Annotated in this window: 17 protein-coding genes; 8 read left to right on the top strand and 9 right to left on the bottom strand. The window is 46.3% G+C overall.

What is annotated here, in order from left to right:
* Positions 1 to 860 precede the first annotated feature (860 nt).
* Complete coding sequence (gene umuC, locus E0D71_RS11995) at positions 861 to 2,132, bottom strand: translesion error-prone DNA polymerase V subunit UmuC (protein ID WP_133003541.1); 1,272 nt, start codon at positions 2,130 to 2,132, stop codon at positions 861 to 863.
* Positions 2,132 to 2,578: a translesion error-prone DNA polymerase V autoproteolytic subunit gene (gene umuD, locus E0D71_RS11990; protein WP_133003540.1), complete on the bottom strand. Its 447-nt coding sequence runs from the start codon at positions 2,576 to 2,578 to the stop codon at positions 2,132 to 2,134. Before umuD ends, umuC begins: the two co-directional genes overlap by 1 nt.
* A 178-nt stretch (positions 2,579 to 2,756) precedes the next feature.
* Between umuD and E0D71_RS11985 the strand changes: the two genes are divergently transcribed.
* The 7 genes from E0D71_RS11985 to E0D71_RS11955 all read left to right on the top strand — a co-directional run bounded on the left by E0D71_RS11985 (position 2,757) and on the right by E0D71_RS11955 (position 8,248).
* The gene (locus tag E0D71_RS11985; RefSeq protein ID WP_133003539.1) at positions 2,757 to 3,131 is read left to right on the top strand and encodes a hypothetical protein; all 375 of its coding nucleotides are present in this window, start codon (positions 2,757 to 2,759) and stop codon (positions 3,129 to 3,131) included.
* 68 nt (positions 3,132 to 3,199) lie between these two features.
* Positions 3,200 to 3,457 (top strand): hypothetical protein, encoded by a 258-nt coding sequence (locus tag E0D71_RS11980; RefSeq protein WP_133003538.1) that lies wholly within the window; start codon positions 3,200 to 3,202, stop codon positions 3,455 to 3,457.
* Positions 3,458 to 3,945: 488 nt separating this feature from the next.
* Positions 3,946 to 4,890, top strand: coding sequence for a hypothetical protein (locus tag E0D71_RS11970; protein ID WP_133003537.1), 945 nt, complete (start codon positions 3,946 to 3,948; stop codon positions 4,888 to 4,890).
* A complete protein-coding gene (locus E0D71_RS17565) occupies positions 4,871 to 4,999 on the top strand; it encodes a hypothetical protein (protein WP_261599308.1) in 129 nt (42 codons plus the stop codon). Before E0D71_RS11970 ends, E0D71_RS17565 begins: the two co-directional genes overlap by 20 nt.
* Positions 5,000 to 5,634: 635 nt before the next feature.
* Positions 5,635 to 6,672 carry a tRNA dihydrouridine(20/20a) synthase DusA gene (dusA, locus tag E0D71_RS11965; RefSeq protein WP_133003536.1) on the top strand — a complete coding sequence of 346 codons (1,038 nt, stop codon included), beginning with the start codon at positions 5,635 to 5,637 and terminating at the stop codon, positions 6,670 to 6,672.
* A 5-nt stretch (positions 6,673 to 6,677) separates the two neighbouring features.
* A complete protein-coding gene (gene tal, locus E0D71_RS11960; RefSeq protein WP_133003535.1) occupies positions 6,678 to 7,628 on the top strand; it encodes a transaldolase in 951 nt (316 codons plus the stop codon).
* A gap of 62 nt (positions 7,629 to 7,690) precedes the next feature.
* Positions 7,691 to 8,248 (top strand): sugar O-acetyltransferase, encoded by a 558-nt coding sequence (locus E0D71_RS11955; RefSeq protein ID WP_133003534.1) that lies wholly within the window; start codon positions 7,691 to 7,693, stop codon positions 8,246 to 8,248.
* Between the two features lie 13 nt (positions 8,249 to 8,261).
* Here E0D71_RS11955 and E0D71_RS17560 read toward each other — a convergent pair whose 3' ends face one another.
* The 3 genes from E0D71_RS17560 to hrpA form a co-directional block, all read right to left on the bottom strand.
* Entirely contained in the window at positions 8,262 to 8,387 is a 126-nt protein-coding gene (locus E0D71_RS17560) for a hypothetical protein (protein WP_279433444.1), read from the bottom strand.
* Between the two features lie 163 nt (positions 8,388 to 8,550).
* Positions 8,551 to 9,690 carry a VacJ family lipoprotein gene (locus E0D71_RS11945; protein ID WP_133003533.1) on the bottom strand — a complete coding sequence of 380 codons (1,140 nt, stop codon included), beginning with the start codon at positions 9,688 to 9,690 and terminating at the stop codon, positions 8,551 to 8,553.
* Positions 9,691 to 9,717: 27 nt separating this feature from the next.
* Entirely contained in the window at positions 9,718 to 13,593 is a 3,876-nt protein-coding gene (gene hrpA / locus E0D71_RS11940) for an ATP-dependent RNA helicase HrpA (RefSeq protein WP_133003532.1), read from the bottom strand.
* 195 nt (positions 13,594 to 13,788) lie between these two features.
* Between hrpA and cysK the strand changes: the two genes are divergently transcribed.
* On the top strand, positions 13,789 to 14,754 hold the full coding sequence (gene cysK / locus E0D71_RS11935; protein ID WP_133003531.1) for a cysteine synthase A: 966 nt from the start codon (positions 13,789 to 13,791) through the stop codon (positions 14,752 to 14,754).
* Between the two features lie 108 nt (positions 14,755 to 14,862).
* Here the strand turns inward: cysK and E0D71_RS11930 are convergent, their stop codons facing one another.
* The 4 genes from E0D71_RS11930 to E0D71_RS11915 are packed head-to-tail and all read right to left on the bottom strand — an operon-like array spanning position 14,863 to position 18,349.
* Complete coding sequence (locus E0D71_RS11930) at positions 14,863 to 15,648, bottom strand: class II glutamine amidotransferase (protein WP_133003530.1); 786 nt, start codon at positions 15,646 to 15,648, stop codon at positions 14,863 to 14,865.
* Positions 15,641 to 17,521 (bottom strand): vWA domain-containing protein, encoded by a 1,881-nt coding sequence (locus tag E0D71_RS11925; protein WP_133003529.1) that lies wholly within the window; start codon positions 17,519 to 17,521, stop codon positions 15,641 to 15,643. Before E0D71_RS11925 ends, E0D71_RS11930 begins: the two co-directional genes overlap by 8 nt.
* 52 nt (positions 17,522 to 17,573) lie before the next feature.
* Entirely contained in the window at positions 17,574 to 18,053 is a 480-nt protein-coding gene (locus E0D71_RS11920; RefSeq protein WP_133003528.1) for a YcgN family cysteine cluster protein, read from the bottom strand.
* 2 nt (positions 18,054 to 18,055) lie between these two features.
* Positions 18,056 to 18,349: a YcgL domain-containing protein gene (locus E0D71_RS11915; protein ID WP_133003527.1), complete on the bottom strand. Its 294-nt coding sequence runs from the start codon at positions 18,347 to 18,349 to the stop codon at positions 18,056 to 18,058.
* Positions 18,350 to 18,370 lie beyond the last annotated feature (21 nt).

Here is an 18,370-nt window from a genome sequence, read left to right as displayed (position 1 = left end):
CTAGATTATCAGTGCGCTTTATCTGTGATCAATACTTTCAAAAGGATGATCTTGACCCCCTAACCACAGAAACCCTCTCTAAAGCAGACATGACACATCTCTAAAGATGAGCCAAAGGTGATTAAACGTTTTTTTGAACACCATACCAACACCCTGTAATCTTCCGGTATCAGCGCCAAGTTCATGATAAAGCTTGAAAAATCCTCAGCCACCAAACCCAACACCGACCAACTCAAACCAAGCCAAGCCAAGCCAAGCCATTTATAGCATTTCATCTGACAGGGGCTTCATAAGCCCCCCACCCTAAAAACAAACAAGCGCCGTTTTAGTAAGGCCTAGAACCGACAAAGTCCCTGACTTGGCGAAGCTTCAATGACTCGTGTAGCCGACAACCATAACGCTAATGACCTGAATAAACCTTAACGACCATCGCCCAGACTCGCAAGCCCTACACGCGAGATTAACAAACGTCGTTCTCTTCTTATGAAAGCGATATTTTATAGTTAAAGGCTTGTATTTCTTGAGCTAGAGCAACGAGCCTAAGCAAACCCGCTGGCGCATGTTGGCGGGAAAAAACAGGGGGTGTTGTTACTGAACACACGGTACCTGTAACGGAACTACTTAAAAGGGCAAGACCTCAAATAGGCAAATGGGGCTACTCGGTTATAAGTAATAATTGCGAACATTTTTCTAATTGGGTAGCCAATCAAAATGCCACATCACAACACGAACAGCTCTGACTGCAACTTATTTATTAATATCAGAAAAACCTAAATGGAATGTTGGTTTAGGCATTTTAGAATTAGGCTTATGGGCTGGAACACAGCTTGGAAGCGCCACTAAAAAAGAAGATTAAGATCTCACCAAACCTTGGGCAGCTCATCCCACCTGGTCGTGTACCCTGGCGATAGGTGTTCTCGTTTCATTGCCCATTGTGGTGACACACCTTGCGAGGCGAAGAAGACGTTGCCGAGACCGCTGTGGTTGATTTTGTCCACGACACTCATTAAGGCTTTAGAGTTGATTTTTGGATTGTCTGCTCGAAATAAATCTTGTTGGAAGGCGCCCTGTTCGTAGAAGTCAGCGAGCATTACGCCGCCTTTGGCGTAGCGGAAACCAGCACGATAAATTCGCTTAAACAACTCATTTGCTACTTCTAATAAGTCTCGCGTGTCGTCGGTTGGGTTGGGCAGCTCTGCAGAGAGTGTTTTCGAGTATTGCGGTTCGTTTGGAATAAAAGGGCTGGTACGAACGAACACACTCACCACACGGCAAAGTCGCTTTTCTCCGCGTAGTTTCTCGGCGGCTCTGGTTGTGTATTTGGCGACCGCTTCCCGCAGCTCTCGCTTGTCTGTCACTTTATGACCAAACGACCGACTGCAAATGATTTGCTGCTTTGTTGGCCTGACCAATTCCAAATCCAAACATGACACCCCATTCAACTCTCGAATGGTCCGCTCCAATACCACAGAAAACTCACTTCGGATGGTTTTCGGGTCTGCATTGGCAAGATCTAACGCCGTATGAACGCCTCTGGCTTTTAGTTTTGCCGTGGTACGACGGCCAACGCCCCAAACATCGCTTACTTCAACAAGTGCCAATAAACGTTTTTGTCTTTCTGGGTCCATCAAATCCACCAACGAGCCGGTTGCTGGGTATTTCTTCGCCGCATGATTTGCCAACTTCGCCAACGTTTTGGTGGGGGCAATACCTACTCCTACCGTAATGCCCGTCCATTGATCAACCTTGGCTTTTACTTGCTTACCAAATTCCAGCAAACCCACTACATGATCAACACCGGATAAATCCATAAAGGCTTCATCGATGGAATACACCTCAAGCCGGGGGGCTTCCTCTTCAAGAATCGTCATCACCCGATTCGACATATCCGCATACAGCGCATAATTGGACGAGAAGCACACAATACCGTGCTGTCTTATCTCGTCCTGAACCTGAAACATCGGTACGCCCATCTTAATACCCAGCGCCTTTACCTCTTTGGAACGCGCGACAATACAGCCATCGTTATTCGATAACACCACAACAGGCGTGTGTTTTAAATCTGGTCGGAACAACTTTTCGCAACTCGCATAGAAATTATTGCAATCGACCAAGGCAAATGCTGTCTTCATCAACCGCGCTCGTACCTACGGACAACCCCCACGACCACACCAAAGATTTCCAACTCAGACTCTTCGGTGATATGAATCGCTTTATAAGCTTTGTTCTTTGGGCGAAGCAGCACATTGGGGTTAAGTTCCAGCATCTTCACCGTCATTTCCCCATGAATGCAGGCGATCACAATGTCCCCATGGCGCGCCGTTAATGATCGATCAACGACCAAGACATCGCCCGAATGAATGCCCGCATCGATCATCGAATCCCCCTGAGCGCGCACGTAAAAGGTCGCCATCGGATGCGCCACACAGAACTCATTTAAGTCTAAGGATTTTTCAACAAAATCCTGAGCAGGCGAAGGAAAGCCCGCCGACACAGACTCCACATAAAGCGGAATCCGCACACTGTTCGCATCAATAAAAGATTGGGACTGAGACACCCCAAGATAAGTCACTCGCATAGCCACACCCAAAATACTGTACATTCATACAGTATAGTTTTAACCATCATGAATGACCAAGTGAAATTTTGTCATGAGTAGGATTTCTGGTTTTGTGACCAGAAATGAGGCGGGATTTCAGGAATAGCTAACGTTAGGGTAAAGTAGCGAGATCAACTATTTACACACGGAAGACGCCATGTTCAAGACAGCCAAGAACACAATAAAGAATGCAGCTAGAGACCAAGTCGAGTTTTTCCTAGCGTTGCTCACAGGCGTCTTCGTAGGATCGATTTTTACCTTGGTCTACATTAAATTTTGGGAACAAGGAGAAGTAACCTTTGCTGATATAGGTGGAATGCTAGCGGGCACTGGAACCATTGGCCTATTATTACTAGCATTTAACGCGGGAAAAGAATGGAAAAATCAACTGAAAATAGAAAATACAATTCGAGCCATTAACGAATTTCAAGAAAAGCATGATGATTACTTATACGCCATGCAACATTTATGCGGTCTAAAAGACAATTTTTGGAAAAAAGATCAGAAATTAATAATATTAAATAAAAAATAAATAATAATGAGGTTTCATCAACAAAGTATACTTACCTATCAAATATTATTAATTCTAAAAAAACTGAATTGAATTTCGAAATTGTAAAATCAACATCAGCTATCCTAAATAAGCAGCAACAATATCATTTTGCGTTAACCCAATTTGATTTTTACATTGGAAACACATCAAAAATCGATACAGAAATTGATATGTTAGCGAAAGAAGTAATAAAAGATAAATTTGATATAAAGCACTTCTATAGTAACTTAAAAAATACTAAAAAATTAAAAGAAGCACTCATAAACAAAGCTTTTGAATCAATAAAAAATGACATGAGAACTTAACCAAGGGGTTTCCCCCCTTGCTCTTCCCTGCTTTAACCTTCTCTGAAGTGCCGGCCTGTGGCGTTTTTGACGCATTCGATGGTTTGAATCATGGCTATGATGTCAGTGGCTAATACGACGGCGATGCTTTCTGTTATACCTAAGAATTTGGCAACGCCGTTGATGGGCGCAGGTACGGATTATTGAAACGGTTCCTGCTGTTGTTGAGCGTACTAGAAGGCGCGAATCACTTGCAGGTTGAACTTAGGGAAGTCCAAATTTCGCTCATGCTTAACGGATAAATGTATTAAAAGTGACCTTAGTGGGGCTGTTACGTTAGAATCCCAAATAACGATAATCAAGGATGATATAGCACTAGGCTGTATCTGTATTTTACTACTGAGGCAACATGAAATTAGTCTTACTGTCTGGCGCTGGGCTATCCGCAGGATCTGGAATTCCAACGTATCAAGAAAGAACAATGTCAGAAGAGTTTAAATACTTTTTTAGTGCCTCAGAGACTCAAGCATTGCAGATACTTCAAAAGCCACAAACATATTTTTGATGACGCAACACCTAACAGCGCTCACCATGAATGCAAGAAAATTGAAGAATTCTGTCGTGCTGCTGATATTGAATTCCAACATTTCACACTTAATGTAGATTCACTTATTGAAAAGGCAAATGGAACAACCACTCACATTTATGGTTGTGTCGATGACCCAATTACAGTGGTGAATAGTCGGTTTTCAGAAGCCAGTATTGTTGATGATTTGTTATGGTCGCAAGATGACATTCTAGTCATTCTTGGCGTAAGTGATAACGGCCATCCTATCGGAATACTTGAGGCCAAAGTACGGCAAGCGGGTGGCCAGGTAATCAACTACAACATTGAACATAATAGCAATCTATTCTGTGAACAGATAATTGGTAGCATGACAGATACTTTAAAAAGTATCGAAGTAACCTCTAAACTCCCCCTGGTATTTAAAGAACTGGACCTCGGAACGTACAAAGTTGACACCTACGGTATAAACATCAATGGCCTTAATTATGTTGTGTATTTTTCGCCATCAATCCACTTTTATAATGAAATGGAGCTTTTAGAAGACATTCAAACCTTTATAGGCCATCAGCTGACTCACTCTTCATTTGAAGTTAAGTTTGACTATGAACCGAACATTGAGGGTGGTGTAGAAACCCAATTCAAGGCACCTGTAGGGCCTCCATTATCTTTACTAAATTTGAATGTTTTAGGACATACGCTATGCTCATTAATAAATATTCATAAGAATCAATATGGTGGCGAGTTTTATACCGCATCGGCGGCGCACTCACGCCTAGTACGCTTCTACAATAAGCTTGCTAAACAATATTGCAATACGTTAAAGTACGGCCACTGGTTAGAAATTAATCTCAACGAGGAGATATACTATGTCATCAAAACGCATTGAACAGGTTTCTGCATTAAAAGCAAAAAACCTTAAGCGCTTAGGAGAGGCATACGCCAAAGCAGTAAAAGAAGGCACATTGAAACCCAAAACGCCTCTTTCCGCAAAATAATCGATTTCATTAAAGCTGCCACATGGTGGCTTTTTTAATGCCTATAATTTCCCTTTCCTGCACTTAATACCCAGTCCTGAGAACCTTCATTTTCACCGCAAACCATTTTCATATAAAACCTCCTCACTCGCCAGCACACGGACACCCTGCTTTCCCACCGCCTCATGGGAGTCAGGTTAAAAAGGCGCTTTCGGTTTCGTCGATCTAGCTGCGTTCAAACTCTTTGGCCACCCGTGAACTGAATCCGTAGGTGCTAACGACTTAGCGAATCACTCGTTGCCAGATAGAGATTATGAACGCGATAATCAAAAGTGATAGAGAGATCAAAATAATCTACCGCTCTCTTACTCCTAACTTTCGCTTAGTAATTTATATAAAGTCATGAAGAAAACAAACATTTCCCCCTCCTACCACTCTCATCCAACATTGCGCAGCAATAGCGGAGTTCAAGTGTTCTTTTACTCTATAGTGCAGGTAGCCATACCACAATCCTGTAATTTTATGACATAATCAGTGTTTAAGGTTCGTGGCGTCACCGAAGTAACGCAACTAGGCAATTGCTGCCATTTTGTTACTCGGCATTGTTCTATTTTCATGCCAACAACCCCCATATTCGATCACGAAAGACTAAATTAATGACAGCAACAGATACCATCAATCATAGCGAAACACCTTTAACATCAAGCACTAAGCTCGATCGACGCTTCTCAGTAGCACCCATGCTAGATTGGACGACAAGTGATTACCGGGTCTTCGCTCGCACGTTAAGCAAAAACACCTTGCTTTATACCGAGATGGTGACAACAGGCGCCTTGTTGTATGGCAACAATCCTGAACGTTTCTTACATTATGACGAATGCGAGCACCCTATTGCCTTGCAGCTTGGTGGCTCTAATCCGGTCGATTTGAGTAAATGCGCAAAATTGGCGGAGCAAGCAGGCTTTGATGAAGTCAACCTAAATGTAGGTTGCCCAAGCGACCGCGTACAAAACAGCATGATTGGCGCTTGTTTGATGGAACACCCAGACAAAGTCAAAGACGCCATGCGCGCGATGCAGGACGCTTGCAGTATTCCTGTGACCATCAAGCATCGTATTGGCATTGACGACCAAGAGGAATACAGTGTTGTTCGAGACTTTGTTGGTGACATAGCTACCACTGGCACCAACACCTTTATTGTGCACGCTCGAAAAGCCATTCTTCAAGGTTTGAGCCCGAAAGAAAACCGCGAAGTACCGCCACTGAAATACGATTATGTACATCAGTTAAAGCGAGACTTTCCAGACCTTGAAATCATTATAAACGGTGGCATTAAGACAATAGCGGAGTGCCAAGAGCAACTCACTCATGTTGACGGTGTTATGGTTGGTCGTGAGGCCTATCACAACCCTTGGATTTTAAGCCAAATAGACGCGCAAATTTTTGGCGGACACCCCTTGGTTGCCAACCGTTTTGAGGCACTCGAAAAATTTGTCTTACACATGGAAGGCAGAATGGCAGAAGGCGCCCGACTGTCTCACCTTACTCGCCATATTTTGGGTATTTTCCAAGGCGAGCCTGGCGGCAAACAATTCCGACGCTATCTTTCAGAAAAAGGTCATAAAATTGACGCTAAGATAGACGTATTATTAGAGGCCATTGAATTGGTCAAAAATCATCAACGTAAAGGATAAGAGCAATGAGCAACAAGTTATCTCAATTAAAAGAGTTCACTACCATTGTGGCTGACACCGGCGATATCACGGCAATCAAAGCGTTCTTGCCAGAAGATGCGACCACAAACCCTTCTTTGATGCTTAAAGCTTCACAAATCCCTGAATACGCTCCTTTCCTAGATCAAGCGGTTGCTTGGGCCAAAGAACAGAGCAACGACAAAGACCAGCAACTGATTGACGCAAGTGACAAACTAGCGGTAATCGTCGGCACTGAAATTCTTAAATACGTTCCAGGCCGCATCTCTACTGAAGTAGACGCACGTTTGTCATACGACACTCAAGGTACGATCGAAAAAGCCCACCGTTTAATCAAGCTTTACGAAGAAGCTGGCGTTTCTCGTGACCGCATCTTGATCAAAGCTGCTTCTACATGGGAAGGCATCAAGGCTGCAGAGCAACTAGAAAAAGATGGCATCAACTGTAACCTAACACTGCTTTTCTCTTTCGCTCAAGCGCAAGCCTGTGCCGAAGCGGGTGTGTTCCTGATCTCTCCATTCGTTGGTCGTATTCTTGATTGGTACAAAAAATCAACAGGCGAAGACTACACAGCAGAAACTGATCCAGGCGTTGTGTCTGTTACTGAAATCTACAACTACTACAAAGAGCACGGTTACAACACTGTGGTAATGGGTGCAAGCTTCCGTAACATCGGTGAAATCGAGCAACTTGCTGGCTGTGACCGCCTAACAATCAGCCCTGCACTGCTTGAAGAACTGAAAAAAGACGAAAGCCCACTAGAGCGTAAACTGATCCCTGCTACTGAGGTGAAACCTGCTCCAGAAGCGATCACAGAACAAGCTTTCCGTTGGGCAATGAACGAAGACGCAATGGCCACTGAGAAACTTGCTGAAGGCATTCGCAACTTTGCCGCTGACCAACGTAAACTAGAAACAACGTTAGTGGCGATGCTGTAATAGGCTAACACGCTTAGCGAACAGATAATCACGATAAAAACGCGGCCTAGGTCGCGTTTTTTATGCCTTCAAAGCAAGCGATTGAGAGAACCCCATTGAGCGATAACATCACCGAATTCGACAAAATGCGCCAAGGACACGCCTTCAATGGCATAGATACCGATTTACGCCTAAGACGTGAAGCCGCGCGCTTGGCGTGCGCCAAATACAACGCCCACCCAAGCAAAGGCAACCTACGCCATATAACACGACTCTTTGCAGCATTTGGCAGCCTAGTCATAGAACCTGGCTTCCAATGCGATTACGGCACGCAAATTCACATCGGTGAGCGCTGCTACATTAACTTTAACTGCGTTTTCTTAGACAGCGCCAGCATCACCATTGGTGACGATGTCTTACTAGGACCTGGCGTGCATCTCTATACGGTGGATCACCCACGGGAAGCCGAAGCCAGAGCCTTAGGCGAATGCCACGCCAAGCCTATTTCCATCGGCAACAAGGTTTGGATTGGCGGCGGAGCAAAAATCCTCCCCGGCATCAGCATTGGCGACAACGCTATTATCGGCGCCAACGCTGTTGTGACGCGAAATGTGGCAAAAGACGAGCGCTATCTTGGCTGATTGATTCGCACTGTCAGTCTTGCAGCGCCCATTTTACCGCCGCATCACAATGCGACTGAGCCACGCTTTGATTCAACGCAGAATAATAGCTTGCGGTTGACTCCCAACTCATCCCACCAATCACACCAATCGTCTTCATACCCGTTCCTTGTTCACCATATTTAGACGAATCACTGTAACTCAATTCTAGCGGCCGATGCCACACAGCAAAGCACAGAAGACAGCATCAACAAGCATAAAAAAGCCTGCCGAGGGTCACTCGTCAGGCTTCGTATTAGGTTCATTTGGCTGAATCGAAAAGATTAATCTTGCGTCTTATTCTCGCCGCTCTCAAGTGCGTCGTCCGTCACCGAGTCATCGGTTTTTTGCACCACCTTGGTTCCTGTGCTGTTGGCCTCGAGCTGAGTATCAGCAGGCGCGGCCTTAACACTAGCCTCAACCGCGGGCGCGTCATCGCTTGGATCCCCCCAGCTGTCTGTACCTGTGTCATCGCCCCAACTGTCGGTATTATCATCGTCTCCCCAGCTGTCAGCTCCTGTGTCATCCCCCCAGCTATCGCCGCTGTCGGCGTGCGCTTTTTTCGCCGCTTTAGAGGGTGGATGCCCGTCATACACTTCATTCTCTCGATTTTGCAAATACACATCACGAATGAAACTGTAACGATCGCCAATAATAAGCGATTCAGCAGAAAGGAAGCTGGCGCGTTTTTGCACCACGTACAAAGACCAACGACCGATATTTTGATCCCGATTAAGGTCCAATTCATCCACAGGGTCATAATTGAAGAAGTCGACAGCCGTACCGCCCGCATCACGAACCGTAGAGGGGCCTAAGAAAGGCAACACCAAATAAGGCCCGGAAGAAACGCCCCAATAGCCCAACGTCTGACCGAAATCTTCATCGTATTTGCGCACCCCTAACGAGGAAGCCACGTCAAATAAGCCAAAAATACCGACGGTTGAGTTGATAACAAAGCGCCATGTGGAAGCCACAAAAGCATTCTTCTTACCTTGTAAACCACTGTTAGTCAGGTTCGAGATCTCGCCTATATTAGAGAAGAAATTACTCACGCCTGTTTGCATAAATTCCGGGGTAACATTTTTATAGCCTTTCGCAATCGGCTTCAAAAAATACACATCCAAGGTATCATTAAAGGAGAACATAGCGCGGTTAAAACCCTCCCATGGATCTGCTGGGTCTGTTACCACACTATCGTCGGTCGAATCATCGTCCCATGACCCTTCATCGTCTGCCGCGCCTTTGGCGGTGTCGCTTGCAACATCCTTTGCTTGATGATCCTGTCCATTCACTTTTTCGCTGGGCACTTCCGCTACCGGTGCAGCGACTTCTGACGATTGAGCCCCATCAGGGGACTTACTCGCACAAGCGCTCAAGGTGACACTGAGTAACGCAGCCACTAACCAGGTCGTCGACCTATTCATAAACATTGCCTTCATTAATTATGTTTCCTAAACAAGTTTTTTGACGCCTTGCCATTGTTTGCTCAGTCGTTTGTCTGAGATAGGCTCTAACGTGCCAACAGATTGCGCAAACAGTGAAATTCGATACTCTTCTAGCATCCAGCGGTATTTTATCAGCTCAGGATCATAAAGAGATTTATCATCATGGGCTTTTTTCTGCTTTAAATACGTCTGCCAAAGACCTTCTAATTGCGTCACATAGCTGTTTTCTTTATTTAAATGGTTTTGAAAACGCTCTAAGCGCACTTCAATGCCTTTAAAGTAACGCGGTAATTGCCCTAACCAGAAGAGCGGCGTACTGCCAATAAAGCCAGGATAAATTAGATTTTCTAATTGGAGTTTAATATCCCCATAAACCCGTGTCCAAGGCAAAGGTATACTGCCTTTCATTTTTTTGGCCACACCCTGATAAGAAGACAATACACGATACAGTTGGTTCGCCATCTCGTTGGCCACCGTCACCAGTTGAGGCTTGTGCGTCACTATGCAGTGTTCAAAGTCTGCTTTACTGCGCGGTAGATCACGGCCATCGAGAAAGACCTTATCTAAAATCGCATTAAGCAAATCATTGAGCAGCACTTCTTTTTGTCCAAGCGGAGAAAAAATCAACATGGACTCTTTCAGGTGCGGTAAATTCTTCTGCAAATAACGAATGTCTTTTTGCAACGCCATTTTTAGCAGCGCAATCACCCCTTTACGATGTGACTCTAAGGCCGTATTTTGGTCATCGAACATCTTCAATGACACAGACTCACCCACCGCCACCAAAGCAGGAAACGCAGTGACTTTAATGCCCGCCTGCTGGATTTCTTGGCGCTCTGGAATGTCTTGATCTGGCCACTGACTTAAATCGTCTTGCTCGTGTTCTTTGGTGCCAAATTTAGCGAAGCTTTCTTCCACCATGTCACTAAACTGGGTTTGAAGCTGAGCAAGGTCTTTGCCTGTGCCCAATACTTTGCCGCGTTCATCCACCACCTCTAACGTCAGAGTCAGATGGGTTTCTAAACGCTCTGGCGTCCATTCATTCAGCGGGATTTCAATCAAGGTTTCGCGCTTAATCTGCAAACTTAACTGCTCAAGTAAGTCCCCTTTCTCTTTGGAGAGATTTGGGTAAACACGATCGACGAACTGAGGAATGGGCACAAAACGACGGCGCAACGCTTTCGGTAAAGCCCGTAACAAAGCTTCACAACGCTCTTTGATAAAGCCTGGAACCGCCCACCCTAAATCCTCAAGACTGAGCTGACGCAACAAGCCAACGGGGACTTTCAGTGTGGCGCCGTCCGTCGCTTTGCCCGGCTCAAAACGGTAATCTATCGGTAACGCCACACCGTTCAAACCATAAGAATCTGGAAACGCCATGTCGTCCACAGTGATGTCTTGATTAATCAAATCATCACGGGTCATCAACAAAGCATCGGGGGATTTTTTAGCAAAGTACTCAAGACTTTTTTGATTACGAACATCTTGCGGAATTCGCTGATGGTAGAAGGCAAAGACCGCCTCGTCGTCGACCAAAATATCACGCTTTCGCAATTTGGCTTCTTGGGTTTCAAGGGTCTCTACTAAGGCTTTATTTTTACGATAGAAAGCCTGCTTGGTACGCATCTGCCCTTCAACCAAACCACTGCGGATCAATATTTCACGCGCCTCTTCAGGCTCAATCAAACCATAATCTACGCGTCGTTTGGCAACAATAATCAACCCATACAGAGAGACTTGTTCCTGAGCCATGACACGACCTTGATTGCGCTCAAAGTGCGGATCAAAATACTGTCTTTTCACAAATGGCTCGGCAAACTCTTCAATCCATTCAGGATCAATACGCGCCACAACACGCGCATAAAGCTTGCTGGTTTCCACCAACTCGGCCGCCATCACCCATTGCGGTGGCTTTTTAAACAACATGGAGCCTGGGAAAATAGACACTTTACGAGAGCGGCAGCCCAGCATCTCTTTGCTGTCTTCCATTTTGTTCGCAACTTGGGTAAACAAGCCAGCCAACAAGGAACGGTGAATCGCTTCGTAATTACGATTCTCATGGTCGACTTCTTTAAAGCCCAACTGCTTGCAGGCGATCAAGATTTGACGGTGAATATCACGCCATTCTCGCATCCGCATAAAATTCAAAAATTGCTTACGACAATATTGGCGCAACTGGTTTTGTGACAAGGCTTGGCGTTGTTCTTCGAAACGCTCCCACAAATTGAGGAACACCACAAAGTCAGAATCTTCGTCCTTGTCTTGAGCGTGAGCTTGATCTGACTGGGTTTTCTTATCCTGAGGGCGTTCACGTGGATCAGGAACAGACAAGGCACTGACAATCACCGCCACTTCTTTCAACACGGATTGCTTTTCAGCCGCGATCAGAATACGCCCCAATTTAGGGTCGATCGGTAACTTAGCCAACTGACGGCCAATCGGCGTTAGCTGCTCACCTTTTAATGCCCCAAGCTCTGTCAACGCACGATAACCGTCGTTGATCATGCGACGTTCTGGCATTTCTACAAACGGAAACTTCTCAACCGGGCCTAAGCGTAGATTGGCCATCTGCAAAATAACCGACGCTAGGTTAGTACGAAATATTTCCGGATCGGTGAACTCAGATCGAGCCGCAAAATCGGCCTCATCGTACAAACGAATACAGACCCCTTCCGCCACTCGACCACAACGCCCAGCACGCTGATTGGCACTCGCCTGACTGATTTTCTCTATCGGTAACTGCTGCACTTTAGAGCGCACACTGTAGCGACTCATTCGCGCCAACCCTGGGTCAATCACATAACGAATGCCTGGCACTGTTAACGAGGTTTCAGCCACGTTGGTCGACAGCACAATGCGACGCCCAGAATGAGACTTAAAAATCCGCTGCTGCTCACTGGTGCTGAGGCGCGCATATAAGGGCAAGACTTCGGTGTTTCTCAGTTCAGCACGACGAAGAATCTCAGCGGTTTCACGAATTTCTCGCTCTCCTGCCAAAAACACCAAAATGTCGCCTGCACCGCGATAGCCCGATTGCTTTTCTTCTTGAATCAGTAGCTCGACGGCATCCAAGATGCCTTGCTCCATACTTTGATCTTCGTCCAGCGCTTCGGAGTCAGATTTGCTCAACAAAGGCTGATAACGTACTTCAACAGGGTAAGTTCGACCCGATACTTCAATAATGGGTGCGTTGTTAAAGTGCGCAGAAAAACGCTCAACATCAATGGTGGCAGAGGTCACTATGACCTTCAAATCGGGCCTTGCAGCCAACACGCGCTTTAAATAACCCAATAAGAAATCAATGTTTAGGCTACGCTCATGGGCTTCATCGATGATGATGGTGTCGTACTTATACAGCAATTTGTCTTGCTGAATTTCCGCCAACAAAATACCGTCTGTCATCAACTTAATCAGCGTTTCTTCATTGCTCTCATCGCTAAATCGAACCTGAAAACCAACCTGTTCACCAAGCTTAACTTGCATCTCATCACTGATACGATCGGCCACGCTGCGCGCCGCAATACGACGCGGCTGGGTATGACCAATCAGCCCTGCAATACCACGCCCCGCCTCAAGACACATTTTAGGCAGCTGTGTGGTTTTACCCGAGCCGGTTTCCCCCGCGATGATCACGACTTGGTTGTCTTGTATCGCCTTGATAATTTCTTCAGATCGCGCCGCAACAGGCAAGCTTTCATCATAGGTGATCTTGGGTAAGCGACCTAATCGAGCCTGATACAAGGCCGCAGATTTTTCCACCATGGCCTCAAGCTCAGAGGCCATGCGATCAAACGGCAAACCGTCTTTCTTACGTTTGGCTAATTGCTCTTGTTTGCGAGCTATAACATGACGGTCTCGCGTCATCACATCGGTAATTGGCATAGTAAGTAAACTAATATCCTAGTCAATTGGTGCTAATAAGAGGTATGTAAAAACTGAGAAAAAGGCGCACCGTTTCTATCTATATAGTTGGAAATTCTAACATTAATCCCTATCAAGGGGTTATAGTGAACGCAATCTGCTGTGCGAGTTTTAACGTGTAGCGCCCCTCAATAGATCAACGAATAAGGAAATGATATGTCTCAGCAAGTATTCGAAGATAACTCTTTGACCATTGGCAATACGCCGCTTGTACGCCTAAACAAAATTGGCAACGGAAATATTTGGGCAAAAGTGGAATCTCGCAACCCTGCTTTCTCAGTAAAATGTCGAATCGGCGCCAACATGGTGTGGGACGCTGAGAAAAAAGGCATCTTAAAAAAAGGCAAATCCATCGTTGAAGCGTCAAGCGGCAACACCGGCATTGCACTGTGTTTTGTTGCGGCGTCTCGCGGCTACCCTATTACCATTACCATGCCATCCAGCATGAGTGTCGAACGCCGCCAAGTCATGAAAGCATTGGGCGCGACCATAGTATTAACGGAACCAGCAAAAGGCATGAAAGGCGCCATTGAGAAAGCACAAGAAATCGCTCAAGACGACAACGTGGTCTTATTGCAACAGTTCGATAATCCTGCCAACCCTGAAATACACGAACAAACCACAGGACCTGAAATCTGGAAAGACACCAATGGCGAAATCGACATTCTTGTCTCCGGCGTAGGCACTGGCGGCACTATTACTGGCATTAGCCGTTACATCAAAAACACCCAAGAAAAAGCGATTTTGAGCGTTGCTGTAGAGCCAAGCAGCTCGCCTGTTATCACACAAACGCTAAACGGCGAAACACCAACGCCGGCCCCCCATAAAATCCAAGGCATAGGCGCGGGCTTCATTCCTAAGAACTTAGACCTTTCTATGCTGGACCGCGTTGAGCAAGTCACCAACGAAGACGCCATCGCAATGGCGAAGCGCCTCATGCGCGAAGAAGGTATTTTGTGTGGTATTTCTTGTGGTGCGGCCGTGGTTGCAGCAGAAAAGCTAAACCAAATGGCGGAATTCCAAGACAAGAAAATCGTCGTGATTTTACCTGACTCTGGCGAGCGCTATTTATCCACCGCTTTATTTGAAGGCGAGTTCAGCGACAACGAACTGGTTCAATAACACAAAGAACAACCGGCTACACAAATAAAAACCAGACTGGCAGCGACCTGCGCCAGTCTGGTTTTTTTATTCAAAGAAGGCCTGTCGGCAGAGCTTGAGCAAATGCCCTTATAGATTAGGTTTTTTCTGAAAAACCACTTCCCCACCTTGGAAAGCACACAACTCCCCAGGCACCATTTGCGCCCACTCTTCATCATGGGTGAGAGGTTGTGTCGCGATCACAGTCACCACATCTTTGTCCGTCGTCACTTCTTGAAAGTTCACGCTGACATCTTCGTCTGACAAGGTGGCTTTTTTAAAGGGCGCGCGTCTCACGATCCAATGCAACTTAGTCGTACAAAAGCAAAACAGCACAGCGCCATCGGACAGCATCATATTAAAGACGCCTTTTTCCTTCATCTGCAGCGCCAGCTCAGTGATGGCATCCGCCAAAATAGGCAACGCAGGCTCTTGCTCTCCAAAACGCACCGACAACTGCTCTATAATCCAACAAAAAGCACGTTCTGAATCGGTATTACCCAGCGGCTGATGAATGCCAACCGGCAATTTCTCAGACCCTTCAAGCTGACCATTGTGCGCATAGGTCCAGGTTTTGCCCCAGAGAATACGACTAAACGGATGAGTGTTCGGCAGACTCACAGCCCCCACATTGGCTTGACGAATATGACTGATCACAATGTCACATTTTAACGAGGTTTTGCTCATCACTTCGGCCAAATCTGAATCGCTGCTCGGGCGCGGATCGTGCATCGCCCACACATGACCATCGCGATACATCGCCATCCCCCAACCATCTCGATGGGGACCAGTACGACCGCCACGCGCTCGCAACCCTGAAAAACTAAAACAAATGTCCGTCGGGACATTGGCACTCATACCTAATAACTCACACATCGTCTGATTCTTCACTCTGATAACGGCCTTTGGACTTCGAAGACCGAGAAAACACAAACACCAATACAATAAGAACAAAAGCCACCGCCGCAATCAGCGCATAAATAAACCAACTGGCCTGCGTCACCGACTTCATTTCTTGCGAGACTTGCGCCACCACACTTTGATTCGCTTTAGGAACGACCGTCGCAGCAGGCGCCGCGCTTTCATCGAACGAACCACCTCCCACCACATCAATACTCGGCGGCACCGCCAATGCGGCCACTTGCTGACTGCTGGACAAACTTGAATCGTCGTCTTGCTGAACCTGTGTCGCCGTCAAATCCCCTTTTTGGATCATCACATCCCCATCGCCTTGGCGTTCGATCGTCCAAGTCGGTGTCGTGTATTGCAACGGGCGACCAGCGTCAGTCACGCCCACCAAGGTGGCTTTTACCTTAGCAAAACTGTCTGCGCCAATAGGCACGATTTTTTCCCAGTACCCTTCACTAATAAACGGCATTTGCTCTCGCTGCTGAGCACCATCTGCATAGGTTAACTGCAGCGTCATACTCGACTGTGAGGCGTCCAGTTTGGCGTTGCTCGCACTGGCGGAAAACGTCACCAGATTCGCCCCATCATTCTTAGCCTGAAAACTCACCGCCGGTTGCACCGTGATGTATTGGCGAATTTCTCGGGCCGCTGATTCGCCTTGAATTACGCTGGTTAATTCATAAAGTCCTGGCTGCACTATGCCATCGATACGACTTTTGAACTCAGCGCCAACTGGAGTCATTTCCCAACTTAATACCGACATTTTACGTCCGCCAGCCACTCGTGTGAGCGTCTGCTTGACCTTAATATTCGATAATTGATCAGGCGTGGTTAGCGCTTGTCCATATTGAAAAAGTGCCACACTCGAATCAATGGCTTCTTGGGTAAACACCAAAGCAGGAATCGTCGTGGCTTTAGCAACCCAATCAGAAACCACGCGCACATGGCTGCGCTCAGGGTTAACATTGTCTAACTGCCAATGCCCCACACTCGGGTTTGTCACGGTGAAGACGGTGTAGTGCGGCGCATCCGATACATACACGCCCGGACGGCTCAATAACGGCATAGTCGCCCCATTAGGCTGTACCAATTTGGGCAATCTACCGGTTTCATGAAGCACTTCAATGGTCATTTCTTTGACACTTGCATCCACATCAAAGCCGCCTTGCGTTAATGGCAACTCTTCTGCCGGAGCCGCCTGACTGAAAATCTGATCAAAGGTGTCTAATAGATCTTCTGGCACGGCCACATCGGTATGGGTGGCGTTGGTTCGATATGACAAATGGTCGAGTAGCGCCTTGTCTGTATAATCCGTTAAAGAAATGGTGTGGAGGTGAATCCCCTTCGCTTCTAACTGTTGCGTGAGGTCTTGCCAGATGCGTTGTCGAGAAGCGTCATTCACCGACTCGTCACGACTGATGTCCACCATGCCATCGGTCACTAAAATCCAATCACGGCGATAACCAGGCGACAAGCCTGCGACATCAGGGGTTTTAAGCAACATAGCAAGAATAGATTCTAAATCTGTTTTGACGTCTTGGGTGGGGTAATTCGTCACATAGCTTGCAAGCTTTGCTTTCGAAGCACTGTTCACTAACGTTTCTGGGAAAAGCACTCTGGGCTGCTCGCCAAACAACCAAACCCCTAATGTGGCTTTATTCTCAGGGGATAAGTCAGCAAGAAGGCGCAAGGCCTCTGAAGTAATATGGTCTGGGTCATTGCTTTGCATGCTGCCAGACGCATCAACGATAATACGAAACTGGGTATCAGCTTGACCCAATGATGACCACAAGGAAAGAAAAACAAAACAAAGTACGGCACTTATCTTTAACTGTTTCACTTGCGATCACCTCTTAAGATTATAAAGGCTGAGTCATGCTGTCCATGCTACATCAGCCGAAGTCATAGGGTTCTGGCATGCCATGCACCCACTTGATGATATGTGTCTCCCAATCTTCTTCTGCGACGCTGTTTTCACTCACCGCATAATGTCGAACACTTAATCCTTGGCGCAGCATTTCTTTATTACTGCCGGTCACCAAGGGGTGCCAATTGGGCAAATCGCCAGTTTCATGCAACACTCGATAACTGCAGGTATCTGGCAACCAATCAAACGTTTCTACTTGGTCCGCCGTTAACGTGATGCAAGAAGCCACCTTATCTTGGCGCGTTTCATACACCTTACACTGGCACGCGCCAATGTTAAGTTGCTCACACGCAAGATTGGTATAAAAGACGTTATCTGTTTCTTCATCTTCTAACTTTTGCAGGCAACACTTTCCACAACCATCACAAATGGACTCCCACTCAGGGGCGCTCAATTGCTTCATCGCGGTGGTTTTCCAAAACGGTTCGTAACGCTTAGCAATCATAATCAGTAAACGGCCTCGGTTGGCGTTTTATAAAGATCTAATAAATACTCATCTTTCGCCGGAGGAAGTTGTAGGTAAAATCCCTTTTCCTGAATGCCTTGAATGACTTTGTCCGTGTCCGCACGAGCCAATTTTTGATCTTTTGTTAACAACATAGTCATGGCACTAACACCGGAACCAAAGCGCGTCATTAACGCTTCTGGAATGTCCTTCAAACCCACGCTTTTTTTCACGTACAAGTACATCCCATCATGCTTAGACGAGCGAAAAACTTCGACAATTAAATGCTGTTTCATACTATTCTCAATGCTCTATTT

Source organism: Marinomonas sp. KMM3893, from assembly GCF_004352855.1.
In the GTDB taxonomy this organism is placed as follows: Bacteria; Pseudomonadota; Gammaproteobacteria; order Pseudomonadales; family Marinomonadaceae; genus Marinomonas; species Marinomonas arenicola.
This window is presented reverse-complemented; position numbering and strand designations above follow the sequence as displayed.